Consider the following 18,580-nt stretch of genomic DNA (forward strand, 5'->3'; position numbering starts at 1 on the left):
GCGATTATGCAGTTACTTTAGCAACTACACCAGCACCCACTGTACGACCACCTTCACGGATCGCAAAACGTAGACCTGGGTCCATTGCGATTGGGTGGATTAGCTCTACTGACATCTCAACGTTGTCACCAGGCATAACCATTTCCACGCCTTCTTTAAGCGCGATCGCACCAGTTACGTCCGTAGTACGGAAGTAGAACTGTGGACGGTAACCGTTAAGGAATGGAGTGTGACGACCACCTTCTTCTTTAGAAAGTACGTATACTTCCGCATCGAATTTAGTGTGTGGCTTGATCGCACCTGGTTTAGTCAATACTTGACCACGTTGTACGTCTTCACGCTTAGTACCACGTAGAAGAACACCACAGTTCTCGCCTGCACGACCTTCGTCAAGCAATTTACGGAACATTTCAACACCAGTAACTGTAGTTACTTGAGTATCACGGATACCAACGATTTCAACTGATTCGCCTACTTTAACAATACCAGTCTCTACACGGCCAGTTACTACTGTACCACGACCAGAGATTGAGAATACGTCTTCAATTGGCATAAGGAATGGAAGGTCGATAGCACGTTCTGGCTCTGGAATGTAAGAGTCAAGTGCTTCAACCAGTGCAACAACAGCGTCTTCGCCATACTGACCAGCTTCACCGTTAAGTGCAGCAAGTGCAGAACCGCGGATCACTGGAGTGTCATCGCCCGGGAAGTCATAAGTAGAAAGAAGTTCACGAACTTCCATTTCAACCAGTTCAAGAAGCTCTTCGTCATCTACAAGGTCGCATTTGTTCAAGAATACAACGATGTAAGGTACACCTACCTGACGAGAAAGCAGGATGTGTTCACGAGTCTGTGGCATAGGACCATCAGTCGCAGCACATACAAGGATCGCGCCGTCCATCTGAGCAGCACCAGTAATCATGTTTTTAACATAATCGGCGTGGCCCGGGCAGTCTACGTGAGCGTAGTGACGAGTTGGAGAATCGTATTCTACGTGTGAAGTATTAATTGTAATACCACGTGCTTTTTCTTCTGGTGCAGAGTCGATTGCAGCGTAATCACGCGCTTCGCCACCGAATTTTTTCGCACATACAGTTGCAATCGCAGCTGTTAAAGTTGTTTTACCATGGTCGACGTGACCAATTGTGCCCACGTTAACGTGTGGCTTATTACGTTCAAACTTAGCCTTAGCCATGAGATCTTCCTTTTTAAACTACTCATGCAGGATCACTGCATGAGCACTTGGGTTTAACTATGAATTAGTTTGGGCTTATAGTAATCGAAAGATTACTCGTCGTCACCTTTTTTACCGCCAGACTGGAACTTAGAAATGATGCCTTCAGCCACGTTACGTGGAGTTTCAGCATATTTAGCAAATTCCATAGAGTAAGTCGCACGACCTTGAGACATAGAACGCATATGAGTTGCGTAACCAAACATCTCAGCCAATGGAACTTCAGCACGAATGGCTTTAGTACCACCAGGTAAATCGTCCATACCCTGAACCATACCACGACGACGGTTTAAGTCACCCATGATATCGCCCATGTAGTCTTCTGGAGTTTCTACTTCAACTTTCATGATTGGTTCAAGCAAGATTGGATCTGCTTTCATGAAACCATCACGGAAGGCATAAGAACCCGCCATTTTGAACGATAATTCGTCAGAATCGACATCATGGTAAGAACCGTCGAACAATGTCGCTTTGATGCCCACTACTGGATAACCAGCAAGTACACCATTCTTCATACGTTCTTGGATACCCTTGTCAACCGCGCCGAAGAATTCTTTAGGTACTACACCACCTACAACTTCTTCAACGAATTCGTAGTCTTTACCAGCGTCTTCAGCAAGCGGTTCTAGACGTACGTATACGTGACCGAACTTACCTTTACCACCAGTTTGACGTACGAATTTACCTTCTTGTTCAACTGACTTTTTGATCGTTTCACGGTAAGAAACCATTGGTTTACCAATGTTGGCTTCAACACCGAATTCACGCTTCATACGGTCAACAATGATGTCAAGGTGAAGTTCACCCATACCAGCAATAATGGTTTGACCTGATTCTTCATCAGTACGTACGCGGAATGATGGATCTTCTTTCGCCAAACGACCTAAAGCAACTGACATTTTTTCTTGGTCAGCTTTAGTTTTAGGCTCAACTGCAAGTGCAATTACTGGCTCAGGGAATTCCATACGCTCTAGTGTAATTACGTGGTTTTCATCACATAATGTATCACCAGTCGTTGTGTCTTTAAGACCTACACATGCCGCGATGTCGCCCGCACGAATTTCTTCGATATCTTTACGGTCATTCGCATGCATCTGTACGATACGGCCAACACGCTCACGCTTCATTTTTACTGGGTTATAACACGGGCTACCCGCTTTAAGAACACCTGAGTAAACACGAACGAAAGTCAAGTTACCTACGAATTTGTCATTCATAATTTTGAATGCAAGTGCAGAGAACGGAGCTTCGTCAGACGCTTCACGAGAACCTTCAGATTCGTCTTTGTCGTCAAGGATACCCTTGATCGCTTCAACGTCAGTCGGTGCTGGCAAGAATTCAATTACAGCATCCAACATACGTTGAACACCTTTGTTTTTGAATGCCGAACCACAAAGCATTGGTTGAATTTCGTTTGCCAATGTACGCTTACGGATACCAGCAACGATTTCTTCTTTAGTTAGCTCTTCGCCTTCTAGGTACTTGTCCATGAGTTCTTCTGATGCTTCCGCAGCAGCTTCAACCATGTTAGTACGCCATTCTTCAGCAGTAGCAACTAAGTCAGCAGGGATGTCGCCATATTCGAATTGCATACCTTGAGATGCTTCATCCCAAATGATTGCTTTCATTTCGATTAGGTCAACAACACCCTGGAAGTTTTCTTCTGCGCCGATTGGAACAACGATTGGCACTGGATTACCGCCAAGACGTGTTTTAACTTGTTCAACAGCACGGAAGAAGTTCGCGCCAGTACGGTCCATTTTGTTAACAAACGCAATACGTGGAACTTTATATTTATTTGCTTGACGCCATACCGTTTCTGACTGAGGCTGAACACCACCTACAGCACAGTAAACCATGCACGCACCGTCAAGAACACGCATAGAACGCTCAACTTCAATCGTGAAGTCAACGTGTCCCGGGGTGTCAATTACGTTAATACGGTGTTGTTCGAACTGGTTCGCCATACCTTTCCAGAAGCATGTTACAGCTGCTGAGGTAATGGTAATACCGCGTTCTTGCTCTTGTTCCATCCAGTCCGTAGTTGCCGAACCTTCGTGAGTTTCACCAAGTTTATGGCTCTCACCTGTGTAGAACAAAATACGTTCAGAAGTGGTTGTCTTACCTGCGTCAATGTGCGCAGAAATACCAATGTTACGGTAACGAGAAATTGGGGTTTGACGTGCCATGATTTCTAGCATTCCTAAATTTTGTTGTTTAAAACAGGACGCTTTAAGCTGCATAGCAACTTAAAGCGCTTTGGTGACAAAACCATGACGGTTTTAGCACTTTCCTGAATAGGGCCTGTTTTATCTGCTTAGAAACGGTAGTGAGAGAATGCTTTGTTGGCTTCAGCCATACGGTGCACATCTTCACGTTTCTTAACCGCAGCGCCTTTGCCTTCAGATGCATCAAGCAACTCGCCAGCAAGACGTAAAGCCATAGTTTTTTCAGAACGCTTAGCAGCAGCATCTACTAACCAACGCATAGCTAGGGCAGTACGACGGGATGGGCGTACTTCCATAGGTACTTGGTATGTAGCACCACCAACACGGCGTGCTTTTACTTCGACCATAGGACGAACTTTTTCAAGAGTAGTCTCGAAAAATTCAACTGGGTCTACTTTAGATTTTTCTTGAACGCGGTCTAAAGCACCGTAAACGATACTTTCAGCAATAGATTTTTTACCATCTTGCATTACGTGGTTCATGAATTTAGCGATTGTTTGGCTGCTGAACTTAGGATCCGGAAGGATTTCACGAGCAGCGACTACGCGACGTCTTGGCATTTTAAACTACCTATAAAGATGACACTTCAGGTTTATCCAGCATGAGCACAAAGTGTCATGTGCATTCGCTGGCCTTACTACACGTCGCTTGAATTTCACAAAATTAAATGCAGAAATCAGACAAGCGAGACGATAAAGGATTGCGGTTCTACGTTCTTAAAATTTAATTCTCGACGAATTATTTCTTAGGACGTTTAGTACCGTATTTAGAACGAGACTGGTTACGATCTTTAACACCAGCACAGTCTAAAGAACCACGAACGGTATGGTAACGTACACCTGGTAAGTCTTTAACACGACCACCACGGATAAGAACAACACTGTGCTCTTGCAGGTTATGGCCTTCACCACCGATGTAGCTAGAAACTTCAAAACCTGAAGTTAAGCGAACACGGCAAACTTTACGCATTGCTGAGTTAGGTTTTTTAGGTGTAGTTGTGTAAACACGTGTACAAACACCACGGCGCTGTGGACAAGCCTTCAACGCAGGAACTTTAGATTTTTCAACTAAAGTCGTACGACCCTTACGGATCAACTGATTTGTTGTTGCCATTTGGCAATTCTCCCGTTAATAAAAAGCCCCAAAAACATACTGCTTTTTGAGGGCATGCAATTGTAATTCAAGATGTAAAATTGGTCAACCTGCTCAGGTCGACCAAATATAATAACAACTATACGCTATGCTGCTATTTTCTCTCAGAATTCATTTACTTTTTCGGATTCTTCGCAGTTTTTTTTGTAACATCTTGAGCTTTAGATGTTGTTGAGGCTGTTTCAGATGCAGAATCAGGATCCTCCTGCCCCTCTAGCCCCTCATTTTCCACGGTCTCCGATTCATTTTCAGCAGTATTATCTGCTTGTATCTCTGCTTCCACGTCAGGATCAAAAGAAGTTTTGGTTAAAGCAGGCTGTTGCGATTGTTTATCTGCCACAGGTTCAACCAATTCATCACTGAGGGCATCTAGACCTTCACTGACTTTTTCATCTTTTTTCACTTCAGCTTCTTCAGAACTGAGATCATTCTTTTCTTTCTTAACCAGTTTGACCTGAGTAATTGTATCATTGCCTTCAATTGTAATATCCTGATCCAGAATTGGCTCGTCTTTTGGCGCCTCGATCGACTGAGATGAACTGTCTAATAATTTAGGTGCAGCCTGTTGCAATAAATTGACTGCTTTTTCATAGGCCGCATAGGGAGACAATTGCGAATCTTGATGCTGAATCAGATATTGTCGAGCATGTGAGAAAGCTTCTTGAGCTTTCTGATTTACATCATCAACAAAACGGTGACTATAAACTGCTCCGATTCCAGCACTTGCCAATGGTGTCAATTTCGTTAATTTTTCTAAAATAGAAATTTTTGGCAGATTGTTCACCCATTCCCATTTTGCCTCGCCCTCATGGTTGTTTAACCATTGCTTGATGGCATTCATATCATTATCAGAACCTAGCATGGTCTGAAGCTGGGAAATATCGTGGGTTTTAATTGTATTACTCAGCGCTTTTAAGCCCAATAATAAGGTCTGCTTTTCAGCAATCAGGCCAAGGTCTAGCTGTCTAAAAATATGTTGTACGATTTCCTGATCATCATCTTTGCTCAGGTCAAAACCATAAGAACGACCGACCTGATAAATGGTACGTAGCGCCATTAACAAAGAAGCCGGAATATCAATCGCTGTACCAAGCACCCCAGAAGCACCGCTGATTGCACCCTGTACCGTTGCAATCCATTTGTTTTGCTCACCCAAAGCCTGTGAAATCCGCTTAGAACGATCGACATCCTGAGTCAACTCTTCCAAGTCTTTTGCCCCTGCTTCATTCAGAATGGTATCGACCGAACTGCTCTGGTTACTAAACTGGTTAAGGCGGTCATAAAAATAGTCTGATACTTTCTCCGTCAGTTCAGGAGAAACAAAATGTGCCACGTTATTGACGGTATTAAAACGGTGTCCTAGAAGCTGGCGAGATACATTTGGCAAATGTTCACGAAGCATTTGCTGTGGATTATCATATTTTTTAGCCGAAAAAACGCTTTTTGTCTTCGCCGAACCGTCAATCACCTGACCGGAATTTGACGGCTTAAGTGCTTTCGTCACCGAGTCTGGTGCAACATGATTCAATAAATCCAATCCGGTTGAACTGAACTTTTTCGCCACTCCAAAGGCATTCGAAATCAGACCATTAGATTGTTTATTATTAGCATTTACCATTTTTTACCTCAGCATTCACGTGCTTGTATTTGATATAAATACTAGGTGTAGTCAGCATTTATCTCAACTTTATTCTGTGTCATTTAGTAAAATCCCTACATGCCGACTCACAAACCCAACCGACTGTCACACGGCATAACATTTGCCATAAGATTTCAAAAGTCTTTCTGCTATCATGTTCTCCATCATGAAATAAGGCTAGAGGCCGGATTTGGAGATTTTATATAACCCATTTTCTGCCACTGGACGTAGAGCTAAACTATAAGGATCTGTAGATGAAACGTGTTGTCATCACTGGCATGGGTATTAACTCGTGTATTGGTAATACATTAGAGGATGTAAACCATTCTTTACAAAATGGGATTTCAGGAACACGTTTTAATCCGACTTATGCTGAACTCAATTTCAAAAGCCATGTGAGTGCTGCGGCCGAGCAGGATTTCGACGGTATTGACCGTAAACTCAAACGCTTTATGGGCGTATGCGCAATGTATGCCTACAACTCGGCACTTGCTGCAGTTGAACATGCCGGTTTAAAACAAGAAAATCTGGCAAATAATCCACGCTATGGTATTGCCGGTGGTTCAGGTGGTGGTTCAACTGCCTCAGTGGTTGAAATGAAAGAACTTCTAGATACCAAAGGTGCGCGTAAAATTGGTCCTTTCTTTGTACCACGCAATATGACCAACACCATTACTGCAAACGTCGGTGTCGCTTTTAAACTACAAGGCGTAGCACATACCATTACCAGTGCATGTGCAACCTCTGCCGATGCCATTGGTTATGCTTATAACCTGATCCAACTGGGCAAACAAGATTTGATGCTGGCTGGTGGCGGTGAAGAAGATCACTGGTCACAAAGCTTATTGTTTGATGCGATGGGTGCGCTTTGCTCTAAATACAACGACACGCCTGAAACTGCATCTCGTCCGTACTCTGCTGACCGTGACGGCTTCGTGATTGCCGGTGGTGGCGGTTTTGTGGTGCTTGAGTCACTTGAGCATGCACAAGCACGTGGTGCAAACATCTTGGCTGAAGTGGTGGGCTATGCGGCCAACTCGGATGGTGCAGATATGGTTGCACCAAGTGGTGAAGGGGCTACACGCTGTATCCTGATGGCACTTGAAGAAGCCAAACAACATGGTGTTGAATCGATTGATTATGTGAATACTCATGGTACATCTACACCTGCTGGTGACGTGACCGAGCTTCAAGCGATGGCACGTGCATTTGGTGAAGATAAAGTTCCACCACTGAGCTCAACCAAGTCTATGACTGGTCACAGCCTGGGTGCTGCTGGCGTCCAGGAAGCAATTTACTCGATCCTGATGATGCAAAATGACTTTATTGCTCCAAACATTAACGTGACCGAGCTGGATGAAGGCGCAAAACCATTTGATATCGTGCTTGAAAAACGTGACGCAAAATTGAATACTGTGATGAGTAACAGTTTCGGTTTCGGCGGCGTAAATGCTTGTCTCATCTTCAAAAAATGGGAAGGCTAAGCCGCCCATTTTAGGGTGACTTGATGGATGCTCCTTCTGATGCTTTCCTTTGGGTAAAAGCATTACATATTATTGCGGTGGTTTGCTGGTTCGCTGCGTTGTTCTACTTGCCACGGTTATATGTTTACCATGCCATGAGCGAAGATGCCGTAAGCCACGCGCGTTTTCAGGTGATGGAACGCAAGCTGTATCGTGGCATCATGTGGCCTGCCATGCTGGCCACCCTCATTACAGCGCACTTTCTGGTCGATTGGGGTGATGCAACACGTCACTATCATGAAGCTTTATGGTTTTACCTGAAAGTGGGTCTGGTGGGTTTATTGGTGATTTATCATCTGGTATGTGGCCATTACCGCAAAAAACTGATGGAAAATGCCCATTACAAGTCACACAAGTTCTGGCGTTATTTTAATGAAATGCCAACCCTGATCTTATTTGCTGTGGTAATTTTGGTCGTGGTAAAACCGACCTTCTAACGCATAGAGCAAAAATAAAAAATCCCTGATTCGTCGGGGATTTTTTATTTTGGCCTTCTAGATTTTTACACAGCTATCCTGCTTCAGATTCAGTTCAGACAATTTCTGTTGAGAAAATGGCAGTGCTATACATAACTTTCCATCTTGCTGAAAATAACGTCGCCCTGCTGCATTTTGATTCAATAGCTCTATCTCTATACTGCCTGAATTGACTGCATTAAAAGTCATAATTTTATTGCTTAAGACATGATTCATCACAATATATTTTTCAAAGTTGGGCTTACTGATCTGCGCTAGAACATGTCCAATCGCATTTTTTAGTCGCCATTTAGACAGTGAAGAAGGCTCACTTGTCGTAAACCGCTCTTGCAGTTCAACATACGGTGTTTCCGAAAGCATCCAGTACACCTCATATTGTGCTGCAATTGCATTAAAGGTGGTATTGGGTAAATACAGCCATTTTAGCTGTACAGGGCTGATTTCAGAGGCATGTGCCAGATATTGGGTCAGCAAATAATGTCCCATTAATTCATTTTGCAGACTTGCTTTTAAACCCAATTGATCTGAATCCAGATTGTTAAGCATGACTGGATTGCTTTCATTTTTTTGCTCGATCCGAATCAGATCAATCATTTGACTGAGCCAATTCTGCAGCAGCATTTTTTCAACCAAAGACAAGCGGTTCCGGCTAAAGTCTAAAACCTGATGAAATTGCTGTGCATAATCCTGCACTTTAGAGTCTGAATTAAGCTGGATGTGAACCAGTTTCAGCAACTGTAAGTTTTGAATATAGCGATAATCAGGCCCGCCTGCCTGCGGCGGAATCACCAATGAAATATAATCCTGGTGTTCCAATAAATCTGAAAACCGTTGTAAAGGAATACGCTCACGTTCCAGTAAAGCGTGTAGCAATTTTTTATGTTCTACCACCAATACAGAAAACTGCTCAGCTGAATTAGCCAAACGCATTTGCAGATTTTCAAGAAGTTCTTTTTCCTGTTCAGAAAAACCAGCTCGGCTCAGCTGGCGGTTTAATCCTGAGTCACTCTGCAAATTTTCAGCAGCATTCTGATCTCGAATATAATTTACCCATTCCCGATGGTAACGATAACGACCCAGTGCCTGAGGGTGAACCTCATCTTTGGCAGCAATTCCCAATAAGTAAAAATATGAGTGTTGCTGAACATTCGCCCTATAGATTAAATCTGGCTGAATAAACTTTTTTGCCGTATCCGTTAAAGGCTGATCTGTACGCAGCCATTTTGCAGTGAATACCAACAGAATGGCTATTCCCACAAGAATGCCAAGCGACCATAACCCCAGCCTGTTTTTACTCCATCCCCTCATATAGATCCTTATTTTTAATTATAAATTTTTCTTCAATTCTAAGGGCACAGGACAAAGTTCACAAATGATTCATCACACCATAAAAAAATCCCCGATCAGGCGGGGATTTTTTAAGCTATTTTATTGTGTTTCTAATGCCGCTTTTCTCGCGGCTGCGACACGCGGCCGATACAGTACATAATAAGTCACTGCCAAAATAATCAACCATAATGGACTGATTTTTAATGCATTAAATGTATCTGGCTCCAAACTTAAAATGACCAGAGCGAAAGCCAGAAAAGTTAGTACGATATAGCTCATCCATACCCCGCCCGGCATTTTAAAGGTGGAGTTGGCATGCTGTTCAGGGCGTAATTTACGGTAGCGTAAATAACACACCATAATTAAGCTCCAAATACTAATAAACAAAATCACGCACAGCGACGTGGCTAAAGTAAAAGCTTCCAGGGTGTTTGGCACGAAGTACTGCAAAGCTGCACCAGCCATAATAAAGGCACATGAGAACATTAAACCCTTGGCTGGTACAGAACGTTTCGATAGATGCGCCAAAGCGGCAGGTGCCTGTTGGCCACGCGCCAATCCGAAAAGCATACGACTGGTTGAGAATACACCACTATTCATGGAAGACATGACGGATGACAAGACCACCAGATTCATGATGATCGCCGCCGCACCAATACCGGCATGCATGAATAAGCTGACAAAAGGACTTTGATCCGCAGGAATTTTAGCCCATGGAGTCACTGACATCACTACAAACAATGACAACACATAGAACAAGATAATACGCGTTGGAATTGCATTGACGGCTTTGGGTAAATTTTTCTCAGGATCTTTGGTTTCAGCTGCCATCGTACCGAGCAATTCCACACCGACAAAGGCGAATAAGGCAATCTGGAAGCCTGCCAGGAAGCCATCCGCACCTTTGGGGAACATACCACCCGACCAGACATGGCTAAAGCTTGCAGTACTGCCATCTGGTGCCTGAAACTGGTTCAACACCATAAAGCCGCCAATAAAGATCAGGCCTAAAATGGCTAAAATCTTAATCAGGGCAAACCAGAATTCAATTTCACCAAACAGTTTGACCGTCAGCAAGTTCAAACCCAGAACCAGCAACACACAGCCGACACTGATCAATGCCTGCCCGATGGGGGTAAAGGCCACACCCTCAGGCAACCAGAAACTTAGATAATTAATAATCGCTGCTAAATCGGCAATCCCGACCAGAACCCAACCGAGCCAATAAGACCAGCCAATATAATAGGCCGCGCCCGGACCTATGAGGTCGCGCGCCATATCAATAAATGATTTGTAATGTAAATTAGCCAACAATATCTCACCCAATGCGCGCATCAGGAAAAAAAACATAAAGCCAATAATCATATAAATAAATAAAATTGAAGGGCCGGCCAAAGAGATAGTTTTACCCGATCCCATAAATAAACCGGTACCAATTGCACCACCAATGGCAATTAACTGCAGATGCCGATTGGAGAGCTTGCGTTGTAGCTCATGTTGCGACGGCGCTGCGTCATCTTTAGCGGATGTTGTATTCATGTTTAGTTCCTTTTTTGCATCAGACCCTTGCCCATCTGATCGGATTTCTTCCTGAAATCCTGAATGCAGATGAAGTTCCATTTAAAAAGCTAAATGACCGGATCTAATGTCCTTACAAAATTAAGTTGGGAGATATAAAAATCAAAACAACTCAAGCCTGTGCTGCAATCACTGCAATTTCAATCAGCCAGTCAGGATTGACCAGATCTGCCTGAATGGTGGCACGTGCCGGAGTTCCCTGTCCTTGCAACCAGTGAATCCAGATCTGGTTCACGGTTTGAAAATCTTCCAGATTTTTCACAAATAGTTGTGCCGACAGCAGTCGGCTTTTGTCTGTTCCTGCCAGCTTGAGCAGCTGATCAATTTTCGTCAGCACTTCCTGCGTTTGACCGCTAATATCCTGACGGGTGCTATCCGGCACCTGCCCTGATAAATACACGGTCTGGTTGTGAATGGTGACAGCACTCATGACCTGATTGCTGTTAATACGCTGGATATCGGTGTGTTCCATCATCATATGTCCTCTCAATTTCTTCCGTTATTTGGTCAATATTTAGTTTTAGCTTTCGATCCGAACCGGTACACGAGCCGTAATCGCACACATCAATTCATAGCCTACGGTTCCTGAACCGGCCGCGACCTCATCAATTGATAAAATTTCACCTTGCGAAGATTTCCCCCAAAGCACCACTTCACTCCCCACAGTCGCCTGAGGGACAGCGGTCAGATCGACTGTAAGCATATCCATACTGACCCGACCAAGAACTTGAGTCTGCACTGAATCCACCAGAACTGGTGTACCTGTGGCTGAAATGCGCTGATACCCATCGGCATATCCACATGCCACTACACCAATGCGCATCGCCTGCTCCGCAACGAAGTTAGAACCATAACCCACACTTTCATCAGCCTGAATATACTGAATCGCAATGATTTCACTGCGCAGGCTCATGCCGGGCTGCAGATTCCAGTCATAAATAGTATGGTCAGGATAGTCAGGCGAACTGCCATACAGCATGATGCCACTACGCACAATGTCGGATTGAATGTGGTGATGATGGCGCAGGATGGCTGCACTATTACTGACAGAAGTTTTTCCGGCTAAAGACCCAGTGATTTGCGTGAACATTGAATATTGATAATCAATGCCGTTCTGGCCAAAGCGCTGACCATCTGCATCGGAAAAATGCGTCATATGGCTAACTGAGCGCACATTGCCCAGTGCCTGGACTTGCTTAAAAATATCCGTATATTCGTGGGCCTGAAAACCCAAACGGTTCATACCGCTGTTAAGTTTTAAGTACACATCAAATTTTGCGTCTGGATTGATCTGCTGAAACTGCGTTAACCAGGTGATTTGATGCTGGCTATGTAGACTAAAACTTAAATCTAATGCAGCACAGACGTCTAAATCGTCTACAGCAAAAATTCCTTCGAGCAGTAAAATTTTGCCCTGCCAACCGAGCGCACGCAGACGCTGCGCTTCAGCCAAATCCAGCAAGGCAAAACCATCGGCTGATTGAAATGCTGAATAGACTCGCTCAATACCATGACCATAGGCATTGGCTTTAACCACAGCATAGACTTCGGCATTTGGCGCTGCGGCTTTGGCGATCTTCAGGTTATGCTGCAATGCATCTAAGTGCACTACAGCTTGAATTGGGCGTGGCATAGCTTCTTCCTTGAAACAGCAATTTAGGCCGCGTGTGAATAACGTCCGAGTGAAAGTCCTTCAGTGCTGATTTCGGTTTTATGATTCAACACAATGTCACTGATTAACTTGCCCGAACCACAGGCCATGGTCCAACCCAGGGTGCCATGTCCAGTATTCAGGAACAGATTTTTAAAACGCGTTACACCAATAATCGGGGTACTGTCTGGGGTCATTGGACGTAAACCGGTCCAGAAACTCGCTTCTGCCAGATCCCCGCCTGGGAATAATTCCTGAGTGACCATTTCCAGAGTGGCACGGCGATTGTCTTTCAAATTGTGGTTAAATCCACTTAGTTCGGCCATACCGCCAACACGGATCCGCTGGTCAAAACGCGTGATGGCAATTTTATAGGTTTCATCCAGCACCGTAGATTGTGGTGCAAAGTTGGCATCAACAATTGGAATGGTCAGTGAATAGCCTTTGACTGGATAAACCGGCAAATCCAGATTCAAAGGTTTTAAGAAATCACGCGAATAACTACCGAATGCCAATACATATTTATCAGCCGTCAGCACTTCACCATTGACCACCACCCCCTTAATTTCATCGCCTTCAATCACCAAACGCTCAACATTTTGGTTAAATTTAAACTGCACGCCCAATTCTTTGGCAACATTGGCTAAGGCATTGGTAAATAAATAACAGTCGCCTGTCTCATCATTGGGTAAATGCAAGCCGCCCACCAGTTTATCCTGGACATGCGCCAGGGCTGGCTCAACTTTGGCCAGATCAGCGCCCAACAACAATTCATGCGGTACGCCGCATTCTCGCAATACCGCAATATCACGTTGCACCATCTCTAATTGCGCTTCGTTACGAAAGACTTGCAAAGTACCTTTAGAACGGTGTTCATAACTGATCCCGGTTTCTTTACGCAATTCACGTAAACAGTCACGGCTATATTCAGCCACACGGGTCATACGTTCTTTGTTAATCGCATAGCTGGCTGGATTACAGTTTTTCAGCATTTGTGCCATCCAGTTCAACTGCCACATACTGCCATCTAAATTAATGGCTAAAGGTGCATGATGCTGGAACATCCATTTCACTGCTTTAAATGGAATGCCCGGTGCTGCCCATGGCGTCGAATAGCCCGGAGAAATTTGCCCGGCATTGCCAAAACTGGTTTCTTCAGCCGGCCCGGTTTGACGGTCAAGCACTGTAACTTCTGCACCCTGCTGCGCCAGATAATAGGCACTCGCCACACCGATTACACCACTGCCTAAGACCAAAACGCGCATCTTACTACCCTCAAATTTTTCTAGTTGATTTAACTAGTATATTTTTGGATCAATAGTGAATTTAACTATATTGAGATGATATATTTAGTGAAATAAACATTTTTTTCGGGCAGAATTAAAAAAAAGAGGGAAATATTGATGCGTAAATTAGACCGCATTGATCGCATGATTCTGGATATCTTGCAACGCGATGGCCGGATTGCCATTAGTGAGCTGGCAGCACGTGTGAACCTGTCAACCACACCCTGTTCAGAACGGGTAAAACGGCTGGAGCGCGAAGGCATTATCATGGGTTATTACGCGCGCTTAAATCCGGAACTGCTAGAACGCAATTTGCTGGTCTTTCTGGAGATTAAGCTTTCTGCAAAATCGGGTGATGTATTTGATCAAGTGGCGCGGAATCTGACCGAAATTCCAGAAGTACTGGAATGTCATTTGATTTCCGGTGACTTTGATTATCTGGTCAAGGCACGTCTCAAAGAGATGAGTGCCTATCGGCGTCTGTTAGGCGATTTGCTAAAAAAATTACCTGCTTCTGCTTCCTCACATAGTTATGTGGTCATGGAGGAAGTAAAAGAAAGTCTCTATCTGGATCTTGGCGGGTAATTATTTTTATCTTTCAACATTCAGCGCTCAAACAGTTTCCAAAAAAATAATGCCCCAAATGGGGCATTATGGTGAACAATATATTTAGATATTTATTTTCGACTTAAAAATCAGGCTGGAATACGCAATACCTGTCCCGGGAAAATATCATCAGCATCTTTGAGCAATGGGCGATTGGCCTCAAAGATCTTATTGTACTGATTGGCATCACCATAAAATTCTTTCGAGATTTTTGACAAGCTATCCCCCGATTTTACCGTATAGAATTTGCTTTCCGGTTCAGGGCTGCTGACCGTAAGCTGATCATCCACTTTGGCCACATGATCAATATTCCCCACCGCCAGAATAATTTTTTCACGATCGGCCTGACTTTGCACCTGACCTCTGACCGTGGCCAGATCCGAGGTTGAATTATAACTGATGGATAAACCAGTGATCGGAAGACCCAGACCTTTTACATGACCAAGTAATTTATTTGCGACTTCTTGGGCAGAAGGCTCTGCGGGCTGTGCTGCTGCGGCTGGAGTAGTATTTGCTGGTGCGGCCTGCGGCTCTGCGGCAGCTGTATTTTTCTTACCGATACCTTTTACAAAATCAAAAAGACCCATATGGAACTCCATTCTTGTCGTTAATGTCATATCACTCTTATTTTTATAATGAAAATAGCCAAGGCATAGTTAGTCATTGGTGACAGAAAGGTAATCGATTGTAAAATTTCCATTTAGGTGAAAAGCAGACACAAAAAAACCACCGAGAGGGTGGTCTTTATGCTCAGCAAAGCTGAAATCGGCGATTAACCCAGTTTCTTAGAAACATAGTCAATTGCAGATTGAACAGTTGTGATTTCGTTAGAATCTTCATCAGGAATCGTGATGTCGAAATCATTTTCGAAAGACATAACCAGTTCAACTAGATCTAGAGAATCTGCACCTAAGTCATCCATGAAAGACGCTTCGTTTTTAATCTCTTCGATTTTGATACCAAGTTGTTCTGCAACTGCTTGCTTAACACGTTGTTCGATATCGCTCACAGGAATTCTCCTCATTGCTTGTGGCGTTTTTAATGCCGTTAGTTTAATTGAATCTAAAAAATTTGGAAAGTTTATACTTGAGCTTAGCTCATGTATAAGCCCCCATTTACATGCATAACTGTACCAGTAATGTAACTGGCTTTGTCTGAAGCCAGGAAACTTACAGCATTTGCGATATCTTGTGGGTCACCCAAACGGTTTAACGCCACTTGCTCAGTCATTTTTTTACGAATTTCTTCGCTTAACTGTTCCGTCATTTCAGTTGCAATAAAGCCTGGTGCGACCGAGTTAACCGTAATCTGACGGCTACCCATTTCTTTGGCCAAACTACGACTGAAGGCTTCAATTCCGGCTTTGGCAGCAGAATAGTTGGCCTGCCCCGGGTTGGCAAAGTGTGCCACCACAGAGCTGATGTTGATGATGCGTCCGAAACGTGCCTTGGTCATGCCTTTCAGCACACGTTTAGACAGACGGTAAACGGCTTTCAGGTGAATATTTAAAATATCATCCCAGTCATCTTCAGACATGCGAAGCAATAAGTTATCTTTGGTAATACCGGCATTATTAACCAACGCCAGCACTGGACCATAGTTCTGTTCGATCTCCGTCACCAGTGCATCAATCGCAGCACCATCACGTACATCTAAAACTTTGCCCACACCATTTTCAGCAAACTGTGCAGATAATTTTTCAGCGCCCGCTTCAGAGGTCGCAGTACCCACGACAAAATAACCATCCTGAATCAACTGTTGTGCGATCGCAGCACCAATACCACGACTTGCACCTGTTACCAAGGCAACTTTCGGTTCCTGTGTCATGCAATTTTCCCTTCTGCCGTCAATACGGTGTTCAATGCATCTTCCAGACGAGATTTGCTATCCAGTGGAAGTGCTTTTTCGATATTCGGTAGGCGTTTCGCCAAGTTACTCAATACATTACCCGGACCACATTCAACGATGTACTGAATGCCTTCATCTTGAAGGAATTGCAGGGTTTTGGTCCATTGTACTGATTCATAAAGTTGCGCTGTTAAGGCCTGACGCAATGCAGGGACATCAGCCGCAGCTTCAGCGCCTACATTTTGTAATACAGGAATGCATGGCAGCTCAATGGCGGTTTGTTCCAATGCAGGCGCAAACTGTTCTGCCGCAGGTTTCATCAGTGAACAATGCGATGGAACCGATACCGGCAATGCAATCGCCTTAGCGCTATTTTCTTTGGCCAGTGCCATCACTGCTTCAACGCGATCTTTATTGCCTGCAACCACAACCTGCCCTTGGGCATTGTAGTTTGCCGCTTCAACAGAACCTTCACCTGCTGCAGTTGCCTGTGCACACAGCTCAATCACTTTGGCATCATCCAGACCTAAAATAGCAGCCATTGCACCGACACCCTGAGGTACAGCCGTCTGCATCAGTTTACCGCGCAGGTTGACCAGTTTGACTGCATCACCCAGGCTTAGGCTACCCGCTGCCACCAGCGCGCTGTACTCACCCAGTGAATGGCCTGCCAGATATTTCGGTGCCACACCACCAGATTCCAGCCACACGCGCCACAAGGCAATACTTGCAGTCAGCAATACCGGCTGGGTAAATTCAGTTTGATTTAAGTTTTCGCCAGTTTGCGCAATCTGCCACAAATCGAAGCCGACAGCTTCAGAGGCTTCTGCAAATGTCTCGCGAATAGCAGAAAACTGCTCTGCAAGTTCAGCCAGCATGCCGGCTTTTTGTGAGCCTTGACCTGGAAATACAAATGCAGTTTTCGTTGCTTGTGCTGCTTGTTCGAGTTGTGTCGCAGACATAATAAAATCCTTTCATTCAAGAGGTGTCATCTTCAGTTGTAGCAAGAAGACTGGCCAATAAAGCCACCTAAATCATTGTGGAGCGCAATTTAGCATGTAATTTTGCTGGCGGTAATTGCCAAATACAACAAAAAACCGATGCAAGCAAAAATCAAGGACAAAAAAAAGGGAGCTAAATGCTCCCATTTTTTCTACTAAGCTTGACGCTTAATACATCATCAATTATTCAGCAGATGCTTTAGCGAATAATTGACGACCACGGTAGATACCATCTTTAGATACGTGGTGACGACGGTGAGTCTCGCCAGTAGCTTGGTCTACAGTTAATGCATTCTCGGTTAAAGCGTCATGTGAACGGCGCATGTCACGGCGAGAGCGACTTTTACGGTTTTGCTGAACGGCCATGATGGCTCCTTACAAAGATCGAAAAAATGGATCAGAACAAATTCGATTGTCTTATACACAAGAGTATAACACAAAAATTAGTTAAGTTTACCCTTCAGAGCTGCCAAAACATCAAACGGATTATCTCGTTTTTCTTCGACAACTTCTTCTATGGCAGGCTGATGCTTATGTTCGCAAAACTCATGTTTAGGCGACAACGGCACCAACAATAACAGTTCATCTTCTATCAGCGCGAGCAAATCAGCGGTCGCAGGTGCATCATAGTCACCTTTGGTCGTTGCTTCACTTTCACCTAGGACGATGAAATCAGCATCCTCATCCAAGCGCTCTATCAGTGACTCATCATCCACAAGTGCCAAATGGAACGATGAAACCAGTTCAATCTCTACAGTTTCCAGACAACGCTGGCATTCCATAGGAACTTTTGTTTCAACGTGACCATCTAGCCATGCAATACGATGATAGGCATCCATTGATAGCTTACAGTCTATGTTAATCAATTGATCATCAATTGATCCAACAGCTTCACGAGCGATACGAACAAAGCGGGATAAAGGCAGTTGACCTGACCATTTAAAGCCCTGTTCAGCCCATTTAAACGGCTCAATCTGTGCCGGAAAGGTATTTGCTGACATAATTAAGGCGGCAATTCTACAAATTCAT

The 18,580-nt window shown here is 44.2% G+C and carries 19 protein-coding genes; 3 read left to right on the forward strand and 16 right to left on the reverse strand.

All coding sequences use genetic code 11. The features are described from left to right. Window positions 1–4: 4 nt before the first annotated feature. The 5 genes from tuf to FTU42_RS09790 all read right to left on the reverse strand — a co-directional run bounded on the left by tuf (window position 5) and on the right by FTU42_RS09790 (window position 6,232). Window positions 5–1,195 carry an elongation factor Tu gene (gene tuf / locus FTU42_RS09770; RefSeq protein WP_005095265.1) on the reverse strand — a complete coding sequence of 397 codons (1,191 nt, stop codon included), beginning with the start codon at window positions 1,193–1,195 and terminating at the stop codon, window positions 5–7. 92 nt (window positions 1,196–1,287) lie between these two features. Then, window positions 1,288–3,423, reverse strand: coding sequence for an elongation factor G (gene fusA, locus FTU42_RS09775; protein WP_005096016.1), 2,136 nt, complete (start codon window positions 3,421–3,423; stop codon window positions 1,288–1,290). A 128-nt stretch (window positions 3,424–3,551) separates the two neighbouring features. Then, the gene (gene rpsG / locus FTU42_RS09780; protein ID WP_004279240.1) at window positions 3,552–4,022 is read right to left on the reverse strand and encodes a 30S ribosomal protein S7; all 471 of its coding nucleotides are present in this window, start codon (window positions 4,020–4,022) and stop codon (window positions 3,552–3,554) included. A gap of 178 nt (window positions 4,023–4,200) precedes the next feature. Further along, window positions 4,201–4,575 carry a 30S ribosomal protein S12 gene (gene rpsL / locus FTU42_RS09785; protein WP_002050319.1) on the reverse strand — a complete coding sequence of 125 codons (375 nt, stop codon included), beginning with the start codon at window positions 4,573–4,575 and terminating at the stop codon, window positions 4,201–4,203. A 154-nt stretch (window positions 4,576–4,729) separates the two neighbouring features. Beyond that, complete coding sequence (locus tag FTU42_RS09790) at window positions 4,730–6,232, reverse strand: EcsC family protein (RefSeq protein WP_159138582.1); 1,503 nt, start codon at window positions 6,230–6,232, stop codon at window positions 4,730–4,732. Between the two features lie 275 nt (window positions 6,233–6,507). On the opposite strand from FTU42_RS09790, the gene FTU42_RS09795 reads away from it, so the two are divergent. Continuing rightward, complete coding sequence (locus tag FTU42_RS09795; protein ID WP_159138581.1) at window positions 6,508–7,737, forward strand: beta-ketoacyl synthase N-terminal-like domain-containing protein; 1,230 nt, start codon at window positions 6,508–6,510, stop codon at window positions 7,735–7,737. 23 nt (window positions 7,738–7,760) lie between these two features. Beyond that, entirely contained in the window at window positions 7,761–8,213 is a 453-nt protein-coding gene (gene hemJ, locus FTU42_RS09800; protein WP_100328923.1) for a protoporphyrinogen oxidase HemJ, read from the forward strand. A 57-nt stretch (window positions 8,214–8,270) separates the two neighbouring features. Here hemJ and FTU42_RS09805 read toward each other — a convergent pair whose 3' ends face one another. From FTU42_RS09805 to FTU42_RS09825, 5 genes are all read right to left on the reverse strand, one after another. Further along, window positions 8,271–9,509, reverse strand: coding sequence for a hypothetical protein (locus FTU42_RS09805; RefSeq protein ID WP_252766813.1), 1,239 nt, complete (start codon window positions 9,507–9,509; stop codon window positions 8,271–8,273). A 171-nt stretch (window positions 9,510–9,680) separates the two neighbouring features. After that, window positions 9,681–11,120 carry an amino acid permease gene (locus FTU42_RS09810; protein WP_074384173.1) on the reverse strand — a complete coding sequence of 480 codons (1,440 nt, stop codon included), beginning with the start codon at window positions 11,118–11,120 and terminating at the stop codon, window positions 9,681–9,683. 151 nt (window positions 11,121–11,271) lie between these two features. Further along, window positions 11,272–11,634 (reverse strand): RidA family protein, encoded by a 363-nt coding sequence (locus FTU42_RS09815; protein ID WP_159138579.1) that lies wholly within the window; start codon window positions 11,632–11,634, stop codon window positions 11,272–11,274. 45 nt (window positions 11,635–11,679) lie between these two features. Further along, on the reverse strand, window positions 11,680–12,792 hold the full coding sequence (alr, locus tag FTU42_RS09820; protein ID WP_159138578.1) for an alanine racemase: 1,113 nt from the start codon (window positions 12,790–12,792) through the stop codon (window positions 11,680–11,682). Between the two features lie 23 nt (window positions 12,793–12,815). After that, a complete protein-coding gene (locus tag FTU42_RS09825; protein WP_180071956.1) occupies window positions 12,816–14,075 on the reverse strand; it encodes a D-amino acid dehydrogenase in 1,260 nt (419 codons plus the stop codon). Between the two features lie 138 nt (window positions 14,076–14,213). On the opposite strand from FTU42_RS09825, the gene FTU42_RS09830 reads away from it, so the two are divergent. After that, window positions 14,214–14,681 carry an Lrp/AsnC ligand binding domain-containing protein gene (locus tag FTU42_RS09830; RefSeq protein ID WP_005095994.1) on the forward strand — a complete coding sequence of 156 codons (468 nt, stop codon included), beginning with the start codon at window positions 14,214–14,216 and terminating at the stop codon, window positions 14,679–14,681. A gap of 110 nt (window positions 14,682–14,791) precedes the next feature. Here FTU42_RS09830 and lysM read toward each other — a convergent pair whose 3' ends face one another. From lysM to FTU42_RS09860, 6 genes are all read right to left on the reverse strand, one after another. Next, window positions 14,792–15,289 carry a peptidoglycan-binding protein LysM gene (gene lysM, locus FTU42_RS09835; RefSeq protein WP_005095992.1) on the reverse strand — a complete coding sequence of 166 codons (498 nt, stop codon included), beginning with the start codon at window positions 15,287–15,289 and terminating at the stop codon, window positions 14,792–14,794. A 185-nt stretch (window positions 15,290–15,474) separates the two neighbouring features. Then, entirely contained in the window at window positions 15,475–15,711 is a 237-nt protein-coding gene (gene acpP, locus FTU42_RS09840) for an acyl carrier protein (RefSeq protein WP_004646101.1), read from the reverse strand. An 83-nt stretch (window positions 15,712–15,794) separates the two neighbouring features. Beyond that, window positions 15,795–16,529 (reverse strand): 3-oxoacyl-ACP reductase FabG, encoded by a 735-nt coding sequence (gene fabG / locus FTU42_RS09845; protein ID WP_159138576.1) that lies wholly within the window; start codon window positions 16,527–16,529, stop codon window positions 15,795–15,797. Next, complete coding sequence (gene fabD / locus FTU42_RS09850) at window positions 16,526–17,512, reverse strand: ACP S-malonyltransferase (protein WP_005095987.1); 987 nt, start codon at window positions 17,510–17,512, stop codon at window positions 16,526–16,528. Before fabD ends, fabG begins: the two co-directional genes overlap by 4 nt. 222 nt (window positions 17,513–17,734) lie before the next feature. Continuing rightward, window positions 17,735–17,917, reverse strand: a complete 183-nt coding sequence (gene rpmF / locus FTU42_RS09855) for a 50S ribosomal protein L32 (RefSeq protein WP_004279227.1) — start codon at window positions 17,915–17,917, stop codon at window positions 17,735–17,737. Window positions 17,918–17,994: 77 nt separating this feature from the next. Further along, entirely contained in the window at window positions 17,995–18,552 is a 558-nt protein-coding gene (locus tag FTU42_RS09860) for a DUF177 domain-containing protein (RefSeq protein ID WP_074384127.1), read from the reverse strand. Between the last annotated feature and the right edge of the window lie 28 nt (window positions 18,553–18,580).

Origin of the sequence: Acinetobacter sp. YH12102 (genome assembly GCF_013419125.1) — a bacterium.
GTDB classification, from domain to species: Bacteria; Pseudomonadota; Gammaproteobacteria; order Pseudomonadales; family Moraxellaceae; genus Acinetobacter; species Acinetobacter pseudolwoffii.

What these genes read in the sequence shown, in the direction of transcription:
- tuf (WP_005095265.1), bottom strand. Translation starts at nt 1,195, where the DNA reads ATGGCTAAGGCTAAGTTTGAACGTAATAAGCCACACGTTAACGTGGGC.
- fusA (WP_005096016.1), bottom strand. Translation starts at nt 3,423, where the DNA reads ATGGCACGTCAAACCCCAATTTCTCGTTACCGTAACATTGGTATTTCT.
- rpsG (WP_004279240.1), bottom strand. Translation starts at nt 4,022, where the DNA reads ATGCCAAGACGTCGCGTAGTCGCTGCTCGTGAAATCCTTCCGGATCCT.
- rpsL (WP_002050319.1), bottom strand. Translation starts at nt 4,575, where the DNA reads ATGGCAACAACAAATCAGTTGATCCGTAAGGGTCGTACGACTTTAGTT.
- FTU42_RS09790 (WP_159138582.1), bottom strand. Translation starts at nt 6,232, where the DNA reads ATGGTAAATGCTAATAATAAACAATCTAATGGTCTGATTTCGAATGCC.
- FTU42_RS09795 (WP_159138581.1), top strand. Translation starts at nt 6,508, where the DNA reads ATGAAACGTGTTGTCATCACTGGCATGGGTATTAACTCGTGTATTGGT.
- hemJ (WP_100328923.1), top strand. Translation starts at nt 7,761, where the DNA reads ATGGATGCTCCTTCTGATGCTTTCCTTTGGGTAAAAGCATTACATATT.
- FTU42_RS09810 (WP_074384173.1), bottom strand. Translation starts at nt 11,120, where the DNA reads ATGAATACAACATCCGCTAAAGATGACGCAGCGCCGTCGCAACATGAG.
- FTU42_RS09815 (WP_159138579.1), bottom strand. Translation starts at nt 11,634, where the DNA reads ATGATGGAACACACCGATATCCAGCGTATTAACAGCAATCAGGTCATG.
- alr (WP_159138578.1), bottom strand. Translation starts at nt 12,792, where the DNA reads ATGCCACGCCCAATTCAAGCTGTAGTGCACTTAGATGCATTGCAGCAT.
- FTU42_RS09825 (WP_180071956.1), bottom strand. Translation starts at nt 14,075, where the DNA reads ATGCGCGTTTTGGTCTTAGGCAGTGGTGTAATCGGTGTGGCGAGTGCC.
- FTU42_RS09830 (WP_005095994.1), top strand. Translation starts at nt 14,214, where the DNA reads ATGCGTAAATTAGACCGCATTGATCGCATGATTCTGGATATCTTGCAA.
- lysM (WP_005095992.1), bottom strand. Translation starts at nt 15,289, where the DNA reads ATGGGTCTTTTTGATTTTGTAAAAGGTATCGGTAAGAAAAATACAGCT.
- fabG (WP_159138576.1), bottom strand. Translation starts at nt 16,529, where the DNA reads ATGACACAGGAACCGAAAGTTGCCTTGGTAACAGGTGCAAGTCGTGGT.
- fabD (WP_005095987.1), bottom strand. Translation starts at nt 17,512, where the DNA reads ATGTCTGCGACACAACTCGAACAAGCAGCACAAGCAACGAAAACTGCA.
- rpmF (WP_004279227.1), bottom strand. Translation starts at nt 17,917, where the DNA reads ATGGCCGTTCAGCAAAACCGTAAAAGTCGCTCTCGCCGTGACATGCGC.
- FTU42_RS09860 (WP_074384127.1), bottom strand. Translation starts at nt 18,552, where the DNA reads ATGTCAGCAAATACCTTTCCGGCACAGATTGAGCCGTTTAAATGGGCT.